Source organism: Mameliella sp. LZ-28 (genome assembly GCF_012274245.1).
GTDB classification, from domain to species: Bacteria; Pseudomonadota; Alphaproteobacteria; order Rhodobacterales; family Rhodobacteraceae; genus Antarctobacter; species Antarctobacter albus.
Genome location: NZ_JAANYX010000036.1, coordinates 220,985 through 238,944, shown reverse-complemented (window position 1 = coordinate 238,944; position 17,960 = coordinate 220,985). Strand labels below are relative to the sequence as shown.

The window sequence follows — 17,960 nt, the reverse complement described above, 5'->3', positions numbered from 1 at the left end:
AATGACCGACTTCGCGCTGGACCGCGTCTTCGCCGCACGCGCCCGCATCGCAGGAATTGCAGACCGGACGCCGCTGGTTCCTTCGTCGCTCAACGCGCGCTTTGGTCAAGAGTTCCTGCTGAAACTGGAGATCGTCCAGCCGGTGGGGGCCTTCAAGCTGCGCGGGGCCGTGAACGCGATTTTCGGGCTGGATGCGGATGTGGCCGGTGTGACCTGCTGTTCCACCGGAAATCACGGGCGCGGCGTGGCCTATGCGGCGCGGGCGCGGGGGCTGCGGGCGGTGGTCTGCATGTCCCATCTCGCCCCCCAGGCCAAGGTGGCGGGCGTACGCGCGCTGGGTGCCGAGGCGCGGATCGTGGGGCAAAGCCAGGACGAAGCCCAGGCCGAGGCAGAGCGGCTTGTGCGGGAAGAGGGGCTGACGGAAATCTCGCCCTTCGACGACCCCCTGGTGATCGCGGGGCAGGGGACCATCGGGCTGGAACTGATGGAGGCGCGGCCCGACCTGGACACGATCCTGGTGCCGCTTTCCGGGGGCGGGCTGGCGGCGGGCGTCGCCTTTGCCGCCAAGACGATCAATCCGAGGGTTCGGGTGATCGGTATCACGATGGATCGGGGAGCGGCAATGTATGCCTCATTGCAGGCCGGGCACCCGGTCGAGGTGACAGAGGTCGCCAGTCTTGCCGACAGCCTGGGCGGTGGGATCGGTTTGCAGAACCGCCTGTCCTTTCCGCTGTGCCGAGACTACCTGGACGACGTGGTGCTGGTCACCGAGGACGAGATCTATCACGCGTTGCAGACGATCTACTACGAGGATCGCATCGTCTGCGAAGGGGCCTGTGTCGTCGGAATCGCGGCCGTTCAGGCGGGCAAGGTGGCCCTGCGCGGACCCACGGCCACGATCATCACCGGGCGCAACCTGGACATGTACCTGCACGCGGCGATCATGGCGGGGCAGGACGTGACGCTGGGGGAGCTGACCATCAAGGGGACGCGCTATGAGCCATGATGTGACCATCCTGACAGAGGCCGATTTGCGCGCTGCCGTCGCCCTGGACCTTACCGCGGTGGACGTGGTCGAACGCGCTTTTGCCGCGCTGGCCAGCGGTGACGTGGTGATGCCGCCGATCCTGTCGATGGACCTGCCGCAGGTGAACGGAGAGGTCGACGTCAAGACGGCCTATATCCCCGGCTTTGACGGCTTTGCGATCAAGGTCAGCCCGGGGTTCTTTGATAACCCAAAGTTGGGCCTGCCCAGTCTCAACGGGCTGATGATCCTATTTTCCGCCCGGACCGGGCTGGTCGAGGCGCTGCTATTGGACAACGGTTACCTGACCGATGTGCGCACGGCGGCGGCAGGGGCGGTTGCCGCGCGCCATCTTGCCCCGACCGAGGTCACAACTGCCGGGGTGATCGGCACCGGCGTGCAGGCGCGTTTGCAGATGCAGGCGGCGCATCTTGTGCGGCCCTTCAAACGGGCGCTGGTCTGGGGGCGCGACCCGGTCAAGGCTACGGCCTGTGCGGCGGACATCGCGCAGGCGCTGGGCGTCGAGGCCGAGGTCATGACCGATGCCCGCGACCTGGTGGCGCAAAGCCAGCTGGTCATCACCACGACACCGGCGCGCGCACCTGTCCTGATGGCGGACTGGCTGCATCCTGGGCTGCACATCACGGCGATGGGCTCGGACCAGGCGGGCAAGAACGAGATCGATCCGGCGGCGCTGGCGCGCGCGGATCGCTATGTCTGTGACCGGATCAGCCAGTGCGAGACCGGCGGAGAACTGGAAGCCGCGCTCGCGGCGGGCCTGAGCCTGTCCCCGGTGGAACTGGGCGAGCTGATCGTGGGCAAGGCGCCGGGGCGCCGTGCGCCGGAGGACATCACCCTCTGTGACCTGACCGGCACCGGCGCGCAGGATACGGCCATCGCCACCCATGTGATGCAGGTCCGTGGCACTGCCGGGACGACGATTGCCACATGACCCGTCTGGACGCACGCGACCTCAAAATCCTCTCGGTCCTCGCGAAAGAGGGCCGCATCACGAAGGCGGCGCTTGCCGACAAGGTGGGTCTGTCTGCGACGCCCTGCTGGGAACGGCTGAAGCGACTGGAGCAGGCCGGCCTGATCACAGGCTATCGGGCAGAGATCGATCTCAAGCGGATCGCGCCCCATGTCACGGTCTTCGTCGCCGCCGAACTGGCGGATCACACGGCCGCCAGCATGCAGGGCTTTGAACGCGCCATGCAAGGCTACGACGAGGTGGTGAATTGCTGGGCGCTGGGCGGCGGGTTCGACTACCTCTTGCAGATCGTCGCGCGGGACATCGACGCCTACCAGCGCCTCATCGACGCGATGCTGGAGGCCCGGATCGGGCTGGCGCGCTATTTCACCTATATCGTCACCAAACCGGTGAAATCTTCGGCCATGCCTCCGTTGGATGCGCTGCTGGGCGATTGAAACCAACGATTTGGACTGTCTCGAGGCCGGATTGGAGAGGGTTCTTCTGATCTGGTGGCTGGATTTGGTCTCGGACCGTGCCGGGTTCAGGACATTCTGCACCTCAGAAAATGGAGGTGTGACATGACCCAGACGGTTCTTTCCGCGCGTGAGGAAGTCTCTGACAAGTCGCTGGTCCGCAGCTTTTCCTATGTCGGTGGCAAGTGGATCGCGGCGCGGGACAACGCGGTGCTGCAGGTGACGGACCCGGCCAGCGGCGCCGTGGTCGGAGAGGTCGCCAGCCTGACCGCCGAAGACAGCGCCAGCGCCGTGGACGCGGCGCAGCGCGCCTTTGGCGCCTGGTCGGTGACCTTGCCGCAGGAGCGGTCCGCCCTGTTGCGGCGCTGGTTCGACCTGATGGTCAAGCACAAGGAAGACCTCGCCCGGATCATGGTGCTGGAACAGGGCAAGCCGATCTCCGAGGCGCGCGGCGAGATCGACTATGCCGCCAGTTTCGTCGAATACTACGCCGAGGAATCCAAGCGCCCGAACATCGAGGGCGTCACCAGCCACCTGCCCGATGCCGAGGTGGAGCTTTGGCTGGAACCGGTTGGCGTGGCAGCGCTGATCACGCCGTGGAACTTTCCCTCGGCCATGCTGACCCGCAAGGCGGCGGCGGCGCTGGCGGCGGGTTGCACCGTGGTCGCCCATCCCAGCCATGAAACCCCCTTCAGCGCGCTTGCCCTGGCCGAGCTGGCAGAGCGCGCGGGCTTTCCGCCGGGTGTCTTCAACGTGGTGACGGGCCGCGCCTCGACCGTGGTGCCACCCTGGACCGATGACAAGCGCGTGCGCGCACTGTCCTTCACCGGCTCGACCGAAGTGGGGCGGCTGCTGTACCGCGCCTCTGCCGAGACGATCAAGAAACTGGTCATGGAACTGGGCGGCCACGCGCCGGTGATCGTCTTCAAGGGCGCGGATCTCGACGAGGCGGTGGCCGAGACGATCAAGGCGAAATTTGCCACCTCCGGCCAGGACTGCCTTGGCGCCAACCGCATCTACGTCGAACGGCCCATCTATGACGCCTTCTGCGAGAAATTCGTGGCCGCCACCAAGGCGCTGAGCATCGGTGCCGGCATGAGCGATCCCGACATCGGGCCGCTGATGAACGAAGCGGCGGTGAAGAAACAGGAAGAGCATGTCGCCGATGCGCTGGACAAGGGCGCCAAGCTGGCCTGCGGTGGCAAACGCAATGCACTGGGCCCGCTGTTCTACGATCCGACGGTGCTGACCGACGTGCCGGACGACGCACAGATCATGAGCGAGGAAACCTTTGGCCCGGTCGCCCCGATCACGCCCTTCGATACCGAGGACGAGGTGGTGACGCGCGCCAATGCGGGCGAATACGGGTTGGTCGCCTATGTCCACTCGCTCGACCCGCGCCGCATCTACCGGCTGAGCCGCGCGCTGCAGTTCGGCATGGTGGCGGTGAACCGCACCAAGGTGACGGGCGCGCCGATCCCGTTCGGGGGTACGAAACAATCCGGTCTTGGTCGCGAAGGCGCCCGCCGGGGGATGGAAGAATTCATGGACATCAAATACGTCTGCCGCGATTGGGCGTGAGGCGAGGAAAGGACCGAGATGCTTAGAAATGATCAACTGGACCAGTGGGACCGCGACAACTTTTTCCACCCGTCGACCCACCTGGCCGAATTCGCCCGGGGCAACGTGCCCAACCGCATCGTGACCGGCGGTCAGGGTTGCCACATCGAGGACCGCGAAGGCAACAAGCTGTTGGATGCCTTTGCCGGGCTCTATTGCGTGAACGTGGGCTATGGCCGCAAGGACATTGCCGATGCCATCGCCGATCAGGCCAGGGAACTGGCCTATTACCACGCCTATGTCGGGCACGGCACCGAGGCAAGCATCACGCTGTCCAAGATGATCCTCGACCGCGCGCCCAAGGGCATGTCCAAGGTCTATTTCGGCCTGTCGGGCAGCGACGCGAACGAGACCAACATCAAGCTGGTCTGGTACTACAACAACATCCTGGGCCGCCCGGAGAAAAAGAAGATCATCTCGCGCTGGCGCGGCTATCACGGCTCGGGCCTGATGACCGGCTCGCTGACGGGCCTCGAGCTGTTCCACAAGAAATTCGACCTGCCGCTGACCCAGGTGATCCACACCGAGGCGCCCTATTACTACCGCCGCGACAACCTGGACCTGACGCCGGAACAGTTCACCGCCCATTGCGCGGCAGAGCTGGAGGCGCTGATCGAACGCGAAGGCGCCGACACCATCGCCGCCTTCATCGGCGAGCCGGTGCTGGGCACGGGTGGAATCGTGCCGCCGCCGCCGGGCTACTGGGAGGCGATCCAGGCGGTGCTGAACAAGCATGACATCCTGTTGATCGCCGACGAGGTCGTGACCGGCTTTGGCCGTCTGGGCACCATGATGGGGTCCGATCACTACGGGTTGAAGCCCGACCTCATCACCATCGCCAAGGGCCTGACCTCGGCCTATGCGCCGCTGTCGGGCTCCATCGTCGGCGACAAGATGTGGAAGGTGCTTGAACAGGGCACGGATGAGAACGGCCCCATCGGCCACGGCTGGACCTATTCCGCGCATCCGATCGGCGCGGCGGCGGGGGTCGCCAACCTGAAACTTCTGGACGAGCTGAACCTGGTGCAGAACGCGGGTGAGGTGGGCGCGCATTTCCAGAAGGCGCTGCACGACGCGCTGGATGCGCACCCGAACGTCGGCGAGGTGCGCGGCGAAGGCATGATGGCGGCGGTGGAATTCGTCTCGGACCGTGACAGCCGCACGTTCTTCGATCCGTCGAAGAAGGTCGGGCCAAGCGTGGCCGCCGCGCTGCTGTCGCGCGGCGTGATCGGGCGCGCGATGCCGCAGGGTGACATCCTGGGCTTTGCACCGCCTTTCTGCCTGACCCGCGAAGAGGCCGAAGAGGTCGCCGGCAAGACGGCAGAGGCGGTCAGGGAGGTTCTGGGCTGACCCCGACCGGAATCGCTTCCGCGCAGGCGGACGCGGACCTGCGACCACAGGGCGCCCCCGGAACGGGGCGCCTTTTTCGTCTGTGCCTGTTGCGCGATGAACGGGTTTGCTAAGCCCGGCGGGGGGCTATGTCGCCCTCTCGGAGGGTAGGTCATGTTGCTGCAGGTTTCAGGCGTCACCAAGAGCTTTGCCGGGGCAGAGGGGCCGGTTCCCGTCCTGTCCGGCGTCGACCTGTCTCTGGACCTTGGCCAGACCATGTCGCTGCAGGGCGAGTCCGGTTCCGGCAAGAGCACGCTTCTGCACATCGTCGGCGGGTTGGATACGGTCGACGGCGGACAGGTCCTGTTCGACGGGCGCGACGTCGCCGCTTTGGACGAGGCCGGGCGGGCAGCCTTGCGGCGGTCGGACGTGGCGGTGATCTTTCAGCAGTTCAACCTGATCCCCTCGCTGGACGTGTCGGACAACATCCGGTTCCAGGCGCGGCTGGCAGGGCGAGAGGATGCCGCGCAGGTGGCGCGACTGATCGAAACGCTTGGCCTGGGCGATCACCGGCACAAGTATCCTGAACAGCTGTCCGGGGGACAGCAGCAGCGTGTCGCGATTGCGCGCGCGCTTGCGGCCCGGCCCCGGTTGATCCTGGCGGATGAACCCACTGGCAACCTTGACGAAACGACGGCGGCAGAGGTGCTGGACCAAATGCTGGCGCTGGTGGTCGACACCGGCGCGGCGCTGATGGTGGTGACCCATTCGCCTGCCGTGGCAGCACGCATGGACCGGCAATTGCACCTGCGTGCCGGAAAACTGGCATGACGCGCGCGGTGCTGCAGGCGCTGGCCGCGCACTGGCGGCGCAATCCCTTGCAGTTCTTTACCTTTCTTGCCGGTCTCGCCCTGGCGACGGCGCTGTGGTCCGGCGTGCAGGCGATCAATGCCGAGGCGCGGGCCAGCTATGACGCCGCCGCCGCGACACTCGGTGAGGGGCGCTTTGACCAGCTTGTGCCAAGGGCCGGGGACAGCTTTCCGCAAGAAACCTATGTCGCGCTGCGACGGGCGGGCTGGCAGGTGTCGCCCGTGGTCGAAGGGAGCTTGCGCACCGATACCGGGCGGGTCCGGATAGTCGGGCTGGATCCCTTGACCACGCCCGGTGCACTCAGCCCCGTCGGTGGTGCCAGAGATATCGACCTGAACAGCTTCCTGACGGTGGGGGTGCTGTTTGCGGATGCCGCGACGGCGGATCGGCTGGCGGGCCTTCCGCAAGAGGTTGTCAGGGATCCTTCCGTGGCGCCGGACACGGCCCTGACGGATGTGGGTGTGGCGCAACGCCTGCTGGACCGGCAGGGAAGGCTCAGCCGGTTGATCGTCGCACCAGATCAGCCACTGGGCCTGCCGCCGAATGACGAGGTGGCGCCGGGACTGACGCGCGTCGCGGCGCAATCGGGCAGTGACGTGGGGCAACTGACCGGCAGTTTCCATCTCAACCTGACGGCCTTCGGCCTGCTGAGTTTTGCCGTCGGCATCTTTATCGTGCATGGCACCATCGGCCTGGTCTTTGAACAGCGCCGGGGCATGGTGCGCACCCTGCGCACCCTGGGCGTGCCCTTGCGGCGCCTGATCGTGCTGATGACGGTCGAGCTGCTGTTGCTGTCACTGCTGGCCGGCGCGATCGGCGTCGTGCTTGGGTATTTTGTTGCCGCCCTGTTGTTGCCGGACGTGGCCGCGACGCTGGAGGGGCTTTATGGCGCGCAGGTGTCCGGTGGTCTGCAACTGCGCCCGGTTTGGTGGCTGTCCGGGCTGGCGATTGCCGTGCTGGGGGCCGGGATGGCGGGGGCCGGGTCGCTTTGGCGGATCGCGCGGATGCCCATCCTGGCCAGCGCCCGCCCGCGCGCCTGGGCAATGGCCGCGGGCCGGGGGCGCTGGTTGCAGGGCGGTGCGGCGGTGCTGCTTTTGGCCGTGGCGGCGGGGATTGCCCTGGCCGATGCCGGTCTGATCGCCACCTTCGCGCTGTTGGGCTGCCTGTTGATCGGGGGCGCGCTGGCGCTGCCCCTGATCCTTGGCGCCGTCCTTGCGCTGGGCCAGTCCCGCGCCAAAGGTGTGATCGGCGGCTGGTTCTGGGCCGACACGCGCCAGCAATTGCCTGGCCTCAGCCTTGCGCTCATGGCGCTTCTGCTGGCGATGGCGGCGAACGTGGGCGTGTCGACGATGGTGTCCAGCTTTCGCCTGACTTTCATCGATTTCCTCGATCAGCGCCTGTTCGCGGATACCTATGTCCGTGGCATCGACAGCGATCGGATGGCCGGGATAGAGGCGTTCCTGCAGGAACGGGGGGCGACAGTGCTGCCCCTTTTGCGGGTCGACAGCCGCCTTGCCGGGGTCCCGGCCGAGCTGATGGGCGCGCGGATCGGGCCCGCCTACGAGGACAACTGGGTCTTTGTCGATGCGCGGCCGGATGCCTGGGACAGGGTCGCGGCGGGCGAGGCGGTGATCGTCAACGAACAACTGGCGCGCCGGGCCGGGCTGTGGTTGGACGACAGACTGGACCTTGGCGGAGGTCTGCGCCTGCCGGTCGCCGGTGTCTACGGCGATTACGGCAACCCTCTGGGCCAGGCGGTCATCTCCGAGGCGCGGTTCGCCGGGATTTTCCCCGACGAGACGCCGCGACAGTTCGGTGTGCTGGGCCTTGACCCCGAAGACCTGCGCAGCGCGCTGGGCGAGGCATTCGACCTGCCGCCGGGCAGCGTGGTGGACCAGTCATCGGTCAAGGCCTTTTCGCTGGCTGTCTTCGAGCGGACCTTTACCGTCACGGCGGCGCTCAACGTGCTGACGCTGGCGGTGGCGGGCTTTGCCATCCTGATGAGCCTGCTGACCCTGTCCGCCATCCGCCTGCCACAGCTTGCGCCAGTCTGGGCGATGGGGCTGACGCGCGGCAGGCTTGCCCGGGTCGAGCTGATCCGGGCGCTGGTGCTGGCGGCGCTGACGGCTCTGCTGGCCCTGCCGCTGGGGCTGGCGCTGGCCTGGGTCCTGTTGGCGATGGTCAATGTGCAGGCCTTTGGCTGGCGCCTGCCGATGTATCTCTTTCCGCTGGACTATGCACGGCTGGGGCTGCTGACCCTGCTGGCGGCGGCGCTGGCCGCGCTCTGGCCCGCGTTGCGCATGGCGCGCACGCCGGTGTCGCAATTGCTGAGGGTCTTTGCCAATGAACGCTAGGCTGATCGCTTTCCTGCTGCTCTGGCCGATGGCGGCGCTGGGGCAGGGTTTTGCCGGGCTGGGCACGGATGCGACGGGCTTTGCCATGCCCGCCCCGGATCCGGTCTTTGACTTCCCCGCCGATCACGGCCCGCACCCCGATTATCGCATCGAATGGTGGTACGTGACCGCCAATCTGGCCGGTCCGGATGGCACCGACTACGGGGTGCAGTGGACGCTGTTCCGCTCGGCCCTGGCACCGGGAGAGGGGGAGGGCTGGACCTCGCCGCAGGTCTGGTTCGCCCATGCGGCGGTGACCACGCCCGGGGCGCACCATGTTGCCGAGCGCTTTGCCCGTGGCGGCATCGGGCAGGCGGGTGTCACGGCGCAGCCTTTCGATGCCTGGATCGACGACTGGCAGATGACTGGCGAGACGCTGGACAAGGTGACCCTGACGGCCAGCGGGACGGAGTTCCGCTATGATCTGCGGCTGGCGGCGCAGGGGCCGCTGGTCTTTCACGGTGACCGGGGATTTTCGGCCAAATCGGCGGAGGGGCAGGCCAGCTATTACTATTCGCAGCCCTTCTACCGAGTCGAGGGTGTCCTGGATCTGCCTGACGGCCCGGTGCCCGTGACCGGAGAGGCCTGGCTGGATCGCGAATATTCCTCGCAACCACTGAGCAGCACGCAATCGGGCTGGGACTGGTTTTCGCTGTCCTTCGATACGGGGGACAAGCTGATGGGATTTCGCCTGCGCCAGACAGATGGCAGCGCCTATACCTCGGCCACCTGGATCGGTGCGGACGGAGCGACACAGGCTTATGGTGATGGCGCCCTGACCGTAGAACCATTGCAGGACGCAGAGGTCGCCGGGCGAGAGATCCCGGTGACCTGGCGCGTGAGGCTTTCGGACCGGGACATCGACGTGACGGTCGAGGCGCTGAACCCTGAAGCATGGATGGCGGTTTCGATCCCCTACTGGGAAGGGCCGGTGCGCGTCGGTGGCAGCCACGCGGGACGCGGCTATCTTGAGATGACGGGATACGAATGACCGTCTTGCCGCCCGCGTCCATGGTGCGCTTTGTGCTGTCGGGGCTGTGAAGGCAGATAGGCCAGCGAGGGGACGAAAGGGATAGGATGCGGTGGCTGCGAAGGATCTTGGCACGGACGGCGCTGGTGGTTGCCGGCGGTCTGACCTGCTCGCCGGTCCTGGCCGATCGGGTCGAGTTGATCGTTGCCCGCGATGACCGCTCTGTCGAGATATTCATGGGCATGCCCGTCCTGACGGCGGTCGACACCTTTGGCCTGGATGCCGGAATGCTGATAGGGCCGGACGGGCGTGTGCGTTTCGAGAGCCTGCAGGAGGGAACCTGGCAGATCGCGGATGCGCTGTGGGAGCGGGTCGAGGCGCGTATCGCCGGGCAGACGGCAACGTTCGAAGGCATGTCCCTGATGGTGCATCCGCTGAACCAGCCCCTGCCGTTTGTCACACCGCTGGACGGGCTGACGGCGATTTCCGTCTGCGGTGTCCCCGCGCCGGAGGCCCCGCGAGGCCTGCGGGATCTCTATCTCTACGCCGGTTTCGTGGCATACCCGGATGACCCCGGCGCACCAATCACTCTGCGCCTGCCCAACCCCGAGGGATTGGACCTGTTGGTGCAGGATCATGGCTTTGGCGGGCCACTCCGGGACCGCCATGTGCACCTGTCGCCGGGTAAGCCGCTGGAACTTGCCGTCCCCCGCGGCCCGGTGGCGGTTCCGGTGGCGGTCATGGTTGTTGTCATGGTGGCGGTGTCCGGTCTGTTTCTGGCCTTTGCGGCGGGCCGGTCCCGGTGGTCGGTCCGTGCCTCTGCCTGAGCTGCGGACAAAGCGCCGCATCACGCCCGTTTCCGGATGTCAGACGGACCCTGAGGTCTAATTCACAACGCGGAAACCGGCCTATGGGGCTGCGCCACGCTGGACAAGGTTCCGGGGATTGCCGCAACGTGCCGGCATCCCGCGCTGGCCTTCCCAAGGGGACCGGTGTGCAATCCCGATGGAGGAAGACTTGACCCGTTTCATCACACGACGCACCGCGCTTCTTTCTGCTGCGGCTTCGGCCACGCTGGCCCTGACCCTGCCCGGTCGGGTGCTTGCGGCGACGACACATGAAATCCAGATGCTGAACCAGCACCCCGAGGATCGCAAGCTGCGGCAGGTGTTCTTTCCGCGAATCGCTGTGATCGAGCCCGGCGACAGCGTCAAGTTCCTGGCCACCGACAAGGGCCACAACGCCCAGTCCGCCGACGACATGATCCCCGACGGTGCGGAACCGTTCCGGGGCCGGATCAACGAGGAGATCGAAGTGACCTTCGACACCCCCGGGTTCTACGGCTACCAGTGTCAGCCGCATTACGCCGTCGGCATGGTTGGCCTGATCGTGGTCAGGGGCGACGGCATGATGGACAATCTCGAAGCCGCAAAGGCTGCGCGCCACCGGGGCAAGGCCAGGGCGGTCTGGGGCGATATCTGGGCCGAGGTCGATGGCATGGACCTTTCTGCCTGAAAGGTCCGAAAAAGGGTTGGGAAAGGGGGGCAGCGCCTCTCTTTTCCGGGGACAGGTCATCCGCGACAAGACATCGGACCCGACCCGGGCGTGAATTCGAAAATGAAGGGGAGGAATGGTGGCGTGGGGGGGACTCGAACCCCCGACCTAACGATTATGAGTCGTTCGCTCTAACCAACTGAGCTACCGCGCCAAGCAGTGTGGGGGGTCGGATACGGAAGCCGCGCGCCGCCGTCAAGCGCAAAATCGCACCGGCGCAAAACCATTCCGCATGGCACCGCGTCGAAGGCTGTCCCGGGGGCTGGCGTAGGTCAATCTGGATGGATAAACCGGTCCGGCATGTCCCACCTTACCGGAACTCTCCTGGCCTTTTGCGCGGGTGCGCTGGGCGCGCTGGTCTTCGGGCTGATCGGCTTTCCGGCCGCGGCGCTGACCGGTTCCGCCGTGGGGGTCACGCTGGCCGGGTTGGCAGGCCTGCGGTTCGACCTGCCGGTCTGGATGCGGACAACGGCCTTTATCCTGCTGGGCGTCAACATCGGAACCGGTGTCACGCCGGAGACACTGCAGGCGGCGGCCTCCTGGCCGCTCAGCATCGCGGTCCTCGGTACCAGCCTGCCCTTGGGGTTGGCGATCGCGAAAGCCGGCATGGTGCGCTGGATGGGCTTCAGCCAACGTGATGCGATCCTTGCCTCGGCGCCGGGACACCTGAGTTACGTGCTCAGCATGTCGTTGGAACAGGGCGGCCCCACGGCACAGATCGCGGTGATCCAGAGCATCCGGGTCCTGTTCCTGACGCTCTGCGTGCCGCTTCTGGTCAGCGTCGTCTTTGGCGCCAGCGGGGCGACCCTCCTTCCGGTGGCCGACATGACGCTGATCTCGCTGGGCCTGCTGGGGCTTGCGGGTCTGATTGTGGGCTATGGCTACCAGAAGCTGCGCGTGCCGGCGGCTTTCCTGATGGCGGGCATGACGGTCAGTGCGCTGGGCCATGTGACTGACCTGACGCCCGGGCGCCTCTCGGCGGGGCTGGGCGACGCGGCTTTTGTGGTGATGGGGACGATGATCGGCTCTCGTTTCGCGGGACAAAGCGGGGCCGTGCTGCGCAACTCGGTCGTGGCCGGTGCCTGGCTCACACTGGTCAACGTGATCACCACCTTGATGGCGGTGACGGTTGCTCTGGTCCTGATGGGCGTGCCGCCCGCCGTCCTGATCGTGGCCTATGCCCCCGGCGGGGTCGAGGCGATGGCCGCCATCGCCGTGACCCTTGGGCTGGACCCGGCCTATGTGGCGGCACACCATGTGATGCGGTTGTTGATCCTCAGCCTTCTGTTGCCGATCTGGATGGCACGGATCAGGGAGGGTTAGCCCCCTCGCGCACAGAGGGGACCGGGCAAGCCACCCTCACTTCACGATTTTTTCGTCCTTCACGAACATGTTGCTCCAGGCGCGGTCGATCAACTCGGGGGTCATCTTGTAAGGGATGCCCTCAAAATCACAGACGGCGATCATCTGGTCGATCAGGAAGACTGGCTGGTAATTCGCGTAGATGTTCTTGATCGTCGGGTACTTGTTCTTGAGCAGGTGGACGAGGCTTGCCTCGTCCAGTTGCATCTTCTTCTTGCGGGCCACAAGGCTGAAGATCTTGAGGAAATCCTGCTGGTTCGGCCCGTCGATCTTGATCTTGAAGAAGATCCGGCGCAGCGCGGCCTGGTCGAAGATCTCGTTCGGGTGGAAGTTGGTCGAGAAGATCACCAGCGTGTCGAAAGGCACTTCGAACTTTTCGCCCGACTGCAGGGCAAGGATGTCCTTGGATTCCTCCAGCGGCACGATCCAGCGGTTGACCAGCTTCTGCGGTGGTTCGGCCTGGCGGCCAAGGTCGTCGACGATGAAGATGCCGCCGGTGGATTTCAGCTGCAATGGCGCCTGGTAGGTGCGCGCCGTGGGGTTGTAGACGAGGTCGAGCATGTTGAGCGACAGTTCGCCCCCGGTGATGACCGTGGGCCGCTGGCACAGGACATAACGCCTGTCAAAACGCGCGCGGCGGCGCAGGGCGTTGGGGTCTTCGGCGTCGTCCTCGGCCTTGGAATGCACGATCGGGTCGTAGACCGTGATGACCTGGCCGGAATACTCGATGGCGCGGGGGACGTATATCCTGTCGCCCATTGCATCGCGGATGCCGTTGGAGATCGAGCTTTTGCCGTTGCCCGGTGGGCCGTACATGAGGATCGACCGGCCCGAGGAAACGGCGGGCCCGAGGTTGGAAATCAGGTCTTCGGGCAGGACCAGGTGGCCCATCGCGCCGGTCAACTGATCGCGGGTGATCTGGATGTTGCGGATCGACTGGCGCTTGACCTGTTCGGCGTAGACATCCAGCGGGATCGGCATGGCGCCGAAGTATTCGGACTGTGCGAGTGCATCCAGCGCGCGGGCCTTTCCGCTGTCCGTCAACTGGTATGGCATCTCGGAGGAGACCTCGCCCGAGGGGCCGAGCGTGCCCATCGCCTCCATCAGGCCCTGGCCGCGGCACATGTCGATCAATTCCTGCGCGACCGTCACCGGAAGGCAGACGGTGCGTGCAAGATCCGTCACGATGTTGGTGTTCTTGCGGAACATCGTCTTGAGCACGATGTCACGCATCATCACCAGCGGAAGCTTCATTTCCTCGATCCGCCGTGGCTGCGGCGGGGCCAGGACGGCGCCGGTTTCCATGTTCATGTCGGATCTGCCCTTAACTGCTTTGGCAAGCAGACTGGCAGGGGATTGTGGCAGGATGAGGGAGCGACTGCGGAAATTCCGAACCGCCCGCCGGGGCAGGGCGTGCCGGTGTCACGCCCCGTAGAACAACCCCAACCCGAGGTAGATCGCCAGTGTTCCGCCCAGGGCAAGCCCCATCGGGAATTTCGACCCGGCCTCCCAGCTGTGCCAGTGGGGTGCCAGGTGGCGCAGCGGCGTGCGCTTGGCCAGGCGGTGCGCCACGAAGGCCGCCAGCAGGTTGGCGGCAAAGAGCGCCATCAGGAACCGCAGGTCCCCGATGTGGATGAAGGGGGCGGCGGCGGCGGCGAATTTCGCGTCGCCGGCCCCCATCGCCCCGCCCGCATTCAGCGCGATGCCCGCCACCAGCACCACGACAAGATGCAGGTAGCGCCAGAAATAGACATCCAGCGGCAAGGCGACCACGCCCACGAAGAGGTAAACCAGGAACAGCGCCACAACCGCATGGTTGGGGATGCGCATCCCCTTCATGTCGGTGTAGCAGATATAGACACAGATCGGCAGGACGAAGGGCAGGAACCACAGGGCCGCGGCGGCACTCAGCGACATGGATCTCAGGCCTCGTCAAGCGCCGCCAGCGCCCGGGCCGCGGCCTCGAAGTGCTGCGGGTGCGTCTCCATCGCTTCGCGCAGCAGGGCCTTGCCGGTCTTGACGTCACCACTCTTGATCGCGGCCAGGCCCAGCGTGTGCAGAAGTTCCGCCTTTTCGACCTGGGTCATGGGGATGACGGGCAGGATGTACTTACCCTGCGCGCCGCGCGCCATGACCAGGTTGTTCTTGGCGGTATACAGCTTGTCGTCGTGGCGGATGGCCTCGAGGAAGAGCTTTTCGGCCTCGGGTAGATCGCCACGCGTCAGCTTGGAATACCCCCAGTTGTTCAGCACCGAGGCGGGTTTGGTCGTCAGGCCCACCGCGACCTCGTAAAAGCTGTCGGCCTTTTTCCATTCCTTGTTGCTATCGGCGATCATCGCCTCCAGCCGGTAACGCTTGTAGGTCTCGACGGTGGGCGGGATCGCGTCCAGCACCTTTTCCGCCTGGTCCCATTCGCCCGCGCGGATCAGGACATCGGCCAGTTGCACCCGGTCGTCATCGGTCGAGTCCTCGTGCTCGACGACCTTGGCCCAGGCCACCTTGGCCTCGGGGATGCGCTTGGCCCGGACCAGAGACTGGGCAAGGCCGCGGCGAATGTCGATCCGGTCGGGGTTTTCCTTGAGCGTGCGCTGGAAATAGGCCACGGCCTCGTTCGGGTCGCCCACGGTCAGCATGACCTCGTTCAGGTCGCTTTCGTCGACCACGTTCACGCCCTGGAACTTGCGGTCCATTTCGGCGGTGTCGATGCCCTTGTCACAGGCCGACAGCGCGACGACGCCCGCCGCGCAGAGGGAAACGATGATGGGATGGCGCATTTTGCCTGCGTCCTTGTGCTGCTCTGCCTCTCGCCCGCCTTTTCGGCGGTTGTTCTTTTGCCCCGTTGTCCGGGGCGGATGATCGTCAGCCGCCAGTGCGCCGGATCAGGTAGTCCCCGTGCCCGCGGCGTACGATCTTGTATTCTTGCTCTAACTCATCACCATAAACGGAATTTTCCATTTTTGCGAGCGCCAAGCGAAGATTGTCGCGAATTGAGTCACTTTGGCCATTGTCCAACGCAAAGGCCCGGCGGAAGACCTCGGAGGCCTCGGCGGTCTCACCCTTTTCGATCAGCACGATGCCGAGGTTGTTCCAGGCTTCGGCCCAGTCCGGTTCTTCCTTTACGGCGCGGCGCAGCAGCGGTTCGGCCTGGTGCAACCGCCCCAGCGCCAGGTTGGCGGACCCCAGGGCCATCAGGACCTCGGCGGTCAGTCCCTGGTCGGCGGCGGCGCGGGTAAAGGCCTCGAGCGCGAGTTCGTGCTGGCCGGCGGCCATCAGGCGGTGGCCCACGGTCAACCCATCCACCGCTTCGCCCCTGGGGTCGAGGCCGGGTGCGTAGGGTGAGGCGGGTTCGTTATGCGCGAACGGGCCGCCTGCGGTGCAGGCGGCCAGCGGCAGCGTCATCAGGGCGGCCCAAAGAGCCTGTTTCATGCGGTCAGTTGCCCACAGCCATCGAGCCCATTTCGGAAATGCCAACCGCGGACGGGCCCACGAGAATGATCAGCAGCGGCGGCACCGTGAGCATCATAGTGGTCAGCGTCATCTTTGTCGGCAGTTTGTTCGCAGCTTCCTCGGCACGCATGACTCTTTTGTCACGCATTTCGCCGGCGTAGACCCGCAGCGCATCGGAGATCGAGGTGCCGAAGGTCGCCGCCTGGTTCAGCACGGTGACGAAGGACGAGATGTCGGGCAGGCCGCAGCGGTCGGCCATGTCGTTCAGGACCTGGCTCTTGTCCTTGCCGGCCTTCATCTCGTAGCTGATGATCTCGTATTCCTCGGCCAGCGGAGGGAAGGAACTGCGCAACTCGCGGGCGACGCGGACGATGGACTGGTCCATCGACTGGCCTGCCTCGACGCAGACCAGCATCATGTCCAGGCTGTCAGGAAAGCCCTGCTGGATCTGTTCCTGGCGGCTGGCGACCCGCTTGTTGACCCAGTACTTGGGCGCCATGTAGCCAAGGCAGCCGGGGCCGAGGATATACATCAGCTTGGTCTGCATCGTTGCCGTCTCTGGGTCGATGAAGAAGATGTAGTACACGACCCCTGCGCAGAGCAGGGCGATCCCCAGCGCGAATTGCAGGAAGTAGTAGATCTGCACCGCGTCCTTGGACCGGTAGCCGGCCTGCATCAGCTTGGTGCGGATCTCGGAGTATTCCTTGGCGTCCTGCGGTTCCAGGAACTGCGCATACTTGTTGAGCTTTTCGTTCTTGCTCTTTTCCCGCAACACGGCGCGGGTCTCTGCGTCCATGCGTTTCTTGCCGTCCTGCTTGAGCTTGTCCAGCGGGTCGGGGCGGGAGTTGAGGAACATCGGGATGGTGGCGACGATCAGGAGCGCCGCCAGTCCCGCGACCACGATCAGCGGACCGGCGGGACCCAGCGTATCGGTGATCATCGTGTTGAGCGTGTCGAGCATTGGGGCAGCCTTTCTCAGACCTTGATATTCACCAGCCAGCGCATGACGATCATGTTCGCGACCAGCATGATGCCGACAATGAAGCAGGCGGGAATGAACCAGGGGTGATCGAGCACCTCGTCATAGTAGTCGGGCTTGGCGACCTGGATGAAGATCAGCGCCGCGACCGGGAAACCTGACAGGAACTTGCCTGACCATTGCGCCTCGGCAGTGATCGCCTTGACCCGGCGGAAGAGGCGGAAACGGGCGCGGATCACCTTGGCCAGGCCTTCGAGGATCTCGGCCAGGTTGCCGCCGGCCTGCTGCTGGATCGCCACGGCCACGGCCAGAAAGCGCAAGTCCTGCATGTCCAGCCGTTCGGCCATGTGCTTCAGTGCCTCGCCCACGTCACGGCCATAGGTCGATTCATCCGCGATGATGCCGAATTCCGTGGCCAGCGGGTCCTTGAGTTCCTTGGCGACGATCGAAATGGCCGAGCTGAACGGGTGCCCCACGCGCAAGGAACGGACCATCAGTTCCACCGCGTCGGGTAGCTGTTCCTCGATCATGCTGAGGCGTTTCTTGGCGCGGTGATTGACCCAGAAATAGACACCGCCCACGCCCATGAAGACGGACATGACAGCGCGCACGGCGGCGCCTGCCTCTGTCCCGATGCTGAGGCCGACGAAGGCAAAGACGGAGGCTGCGACCATGACAAGGATCAACTGTTGCGGCGTGAAGGCAAGCGCCGCTTTCTGGGCCTTGCTCGCCAGCATCGAGTAGATGGGCAGCGAACGGCTTTGCATGTGCTGGTCCATCTCCTTGCGGAGCTTGGCCAGGACGTCCTCTCGGCGTTCGCCCTTGTCGAGCATCTCCAGCCGGCGGTTGACCCGGTTGGTGAGGCTGATCGACTTGCCGAAGGCGACGAGGTAGACGCCGTTGACCAGGATCAGCACGCCCAGGAAGATCCCGCCGTAGATGATCGGTTCTGCGCTGAGCATATGC

The 17,960-nt window shown here is 65.4% G+C and carries 17 protein-coding genes and 1 tRNA gene; 11 read left to right on the top strand and 7 right to left on the bottom strand.

Annotation, left to right across the window (positions count from 1 at the left end; translation table 11 throughout):
* The first annotated feature begins 1 nt into the window (after position 1).
* The 10 genes from eutB (at position 2) to G9Q80_RS25070 (ending at position 11,167) form a co-directional block, all read left to right on the top strand.
* Positions 2 to 1,006, top strand: coding sequence for a hydroxyectoine utilization dehydratase EutB (gene eutB / locus G9Q80_RS25115; protein WP_088715383.1), 1,005 nt, complete (start codon positions 2 to 4; stop codon positions 1,004 to 1,006).
* A complete protein-coding gene (locus tag G9Q80_RS25110; protein ID WP_088715384.1) occupies positions 996 to 1,976 on the top strand; it encodes a cyclodeaminase in 981 nt (326 codons plus the stop codon). Before eutB ends, G9Q80_RS25110 begins: the two co-directional genes overlap by 11 nt.
* Positions 1,973 to 2,452, top strand: a complete 480-nt coding sequence (locus G9Q80_RS25105; protein WP_088715385.1) for an Lrp/AsnC family transcriptional regulator — start codon at positions 1,973 to 1,975, stop codon at positions 2,450 to 2,452. The genes G9Q80_RS25110 and G9Q80_RS25105 overlap by 4 nt, the downstream gene beginning before the upstream one ends.
* A gap of 123 nt (positions 2,453 to 2,575) precedes the next feature.
* Complete coding sequence (locus G9Q80_RS25100; protein WP_088715386.1) at positions 2,576 to 4,051, top strand: NAD-dependent succinate-semialdehyde dehydrogenase; 1,476 nt, start codon at positions 2,576 to 2,578, stop codon at positions 4,049 to 4,051.
* Positions 4,052 to 4,069: 18 nt separating this feature from the next.
* Positions 4,070 to 5,440, top strand: a complete 1,371-nt coding sequence (locus G9Q80_RS25095; RefSeq protein ID WP_088715387.1) for an aspartate aminotransferase family protein — start codon at positions 4,070 to 4,072, stop codon at positions 5,438 to 5,440.
* A 153-nt stretch (positions 5,441 to 5,593) separates the two neighbouring features.
* Positions 5,594 to 6,250 carry an ABC transporter ATP-binding protein gene (locus tag G9Q80_RS25090; protein WP_088715388.1) on the top strand — a complete coding sequence of 219 codons (657 nt, stop codon included), beginning with the start codon at positions 5,594 to 5,596 and terminating at the stop codon, positions 6,248 to 6,250.
* Positions 6,247 to 8,643 carry an FtsX-like permease family protein gene (locus G9Q80_RS25085; RefSeq protein ID WP_088715389.1) on the top strand — a complete coding sequence of 799 codons (2,397 nt, stop codon included), beginning with the start codon at positions 6,247 to 6,249 and terminating at the stop codon, positions 8,641 to 8,643. Before G9Q80_RS25090 ends, G9Q80_RS25085 begins: the two co-directional genes overlap by 4 nt.
* On the top strand, positions 8,633 to 9,673 hold the full coding sequence (locus tag G9Q80_RS25080) for a lipocalin-like domain-containing protein (RefSeq protein WP_088715390.1): 1,041 nt from the start codon (positions 8,633 to 8,635) through the stop codon (positions 9,671 to 9,673). Before G9Q80_RS25085 ends, G9Q80_RS25080 begins: the two co-directional genes overlap by 11 nt.
* Positions 9,674 to 9,759: 86 nt before the next feature.
* The gene (locus tag G9Q80_RS25075) at positions 9,760 to 10,479 is read left to right on the top strand and encodes a hypothetical protein (RefSeq protein WP_088715391.1); all 720 of its coding nucleotides are present in this window, start codon (positions 9,760 to 9,762) and stop codon (positions 10,477 to 10,479) included.
* Between the two features lie 190 nt (positions 10,480 to 10,669).
* Positions 10,670 to 11,167: a pseudoazurin gene (locus G9Q80_RS25070; protein WP_232786180.1), complete on the top strand. Its 498-nt coding sequence runs from the start codon at positions 10,670 to 10,672 to the stop codon at positions 11,165 to 11,167.
* Positions 11,168 to 11,283: 116 nt separating this feature from the next.
* On the opposite strand, the gene G9Q80_RS25065 is transcribed toward G9Q80_RS25070, so the two are convergent.
* Positions 11,284 to 11,360: transfer RNA gene (locus G9Q80_RS25065), tRNA-Met, on the bottom strand.
* A 146-nt stretch (positions 11,361 to 11,506) separates the two neighbouring features.
* Here G9Q80_RS25065 and G9Q80_RS28605 point away from each other — a divergent pair.
* Positions 11,507 to 12,529: an AbrB family transcriptional regulator gene (locus tag G9Q80_RS28605; protein WP_088715392.1), complete on the top strand. Its 1,023-nt coding sequence runs from the start codon at positions 11,507 to 11,509 to the stop codon at positions 12,527 to 12,529.
* A 36-nt stretch (positions 12,530 to 12,565) separates the two neighbouring features.
* Here G9Q80_RS28605 and G9Q80_RS25055 read toward each other — a convergent pair whose 3' ends face one another.
* The 6 genes from G9Q80_RS25055 to G9Q80_RS25030 all read right to left on the bottom strand — a co-directional run bounded on the left by G9Q80_RS25055 (position 12,566) and on the right by G9Q80_RS25030 (position 17,956).
* A complete protein-coding gene (locus G9Q80_RS25055) occupies positions 12,566 to 13,879 on the bottom strand; it encodes a DUF8689 domain-containing protein (RefSeq protein WP_043138354.1) in 1,314 nt (437 codons plus the stop codon).
* Positions 13,880 to 13,990: 111 nt separating this feature from the next.
* Complete coding sequence (locus G9Q80_RS25050; RefSeq protein ID WP_043138352.1) at positions 13,991 to 14,485, bottom strand: prepilin peptidase; 495 nt, start codon at positions 14,483 to 14,485, stop codon at positions 13,991 to 13,993.
* Between the two features lie 5 nt (positions 14,486 to 14,490).
* A complete protein-coding gene (locus tag G9Q80_RS25045) occupies positions 14,491 to 15,342 on the bottom strand; it encodes a tetratricopeptide repeat protein (RefSeq protein ID WP_043138349.1) in 852 nt (283 codons plus the stop codon).
* An 85-nt stretch (positions 15,343 to 15,427) separates the two neighbouring features.
* Entirely contained in the window at positions 15,428 to 15,994 is a 567-nt protein-coding gene (locus G9Q80_RS25040; protein ID WP_069208978.1) for a tetratricopeptide repeat protein, read from the bottom strand.
* A gap of 4 nt (positions 15,995 to 15,998) precedes the next feature.
* Positions 15,999 to 16,976, bottom strand: coding sequence for a type II secretion system F family protein (locus G9Q80_RS25035; protein ID WP_069208979.1), 978 nt, complete (start codon positions 16,974 to 16,976; stop codon positions 15,999 to 16,001).
* Between the two features lie 14 nt (positions 16,977 to 16,990).
* Positions 16,991 to 17,956, bottom strand: coding sequence for a type II secretion system F family protein (locus G9Q80_RS25030; protein ID WP_069208980.1), 966 nt, complete (start codon positions 17,954 to 17,956; stop codon positions 16,991 to 16,993).
* Positions 17,957 to 17,960: the final 4 nt, after the last annotated feature.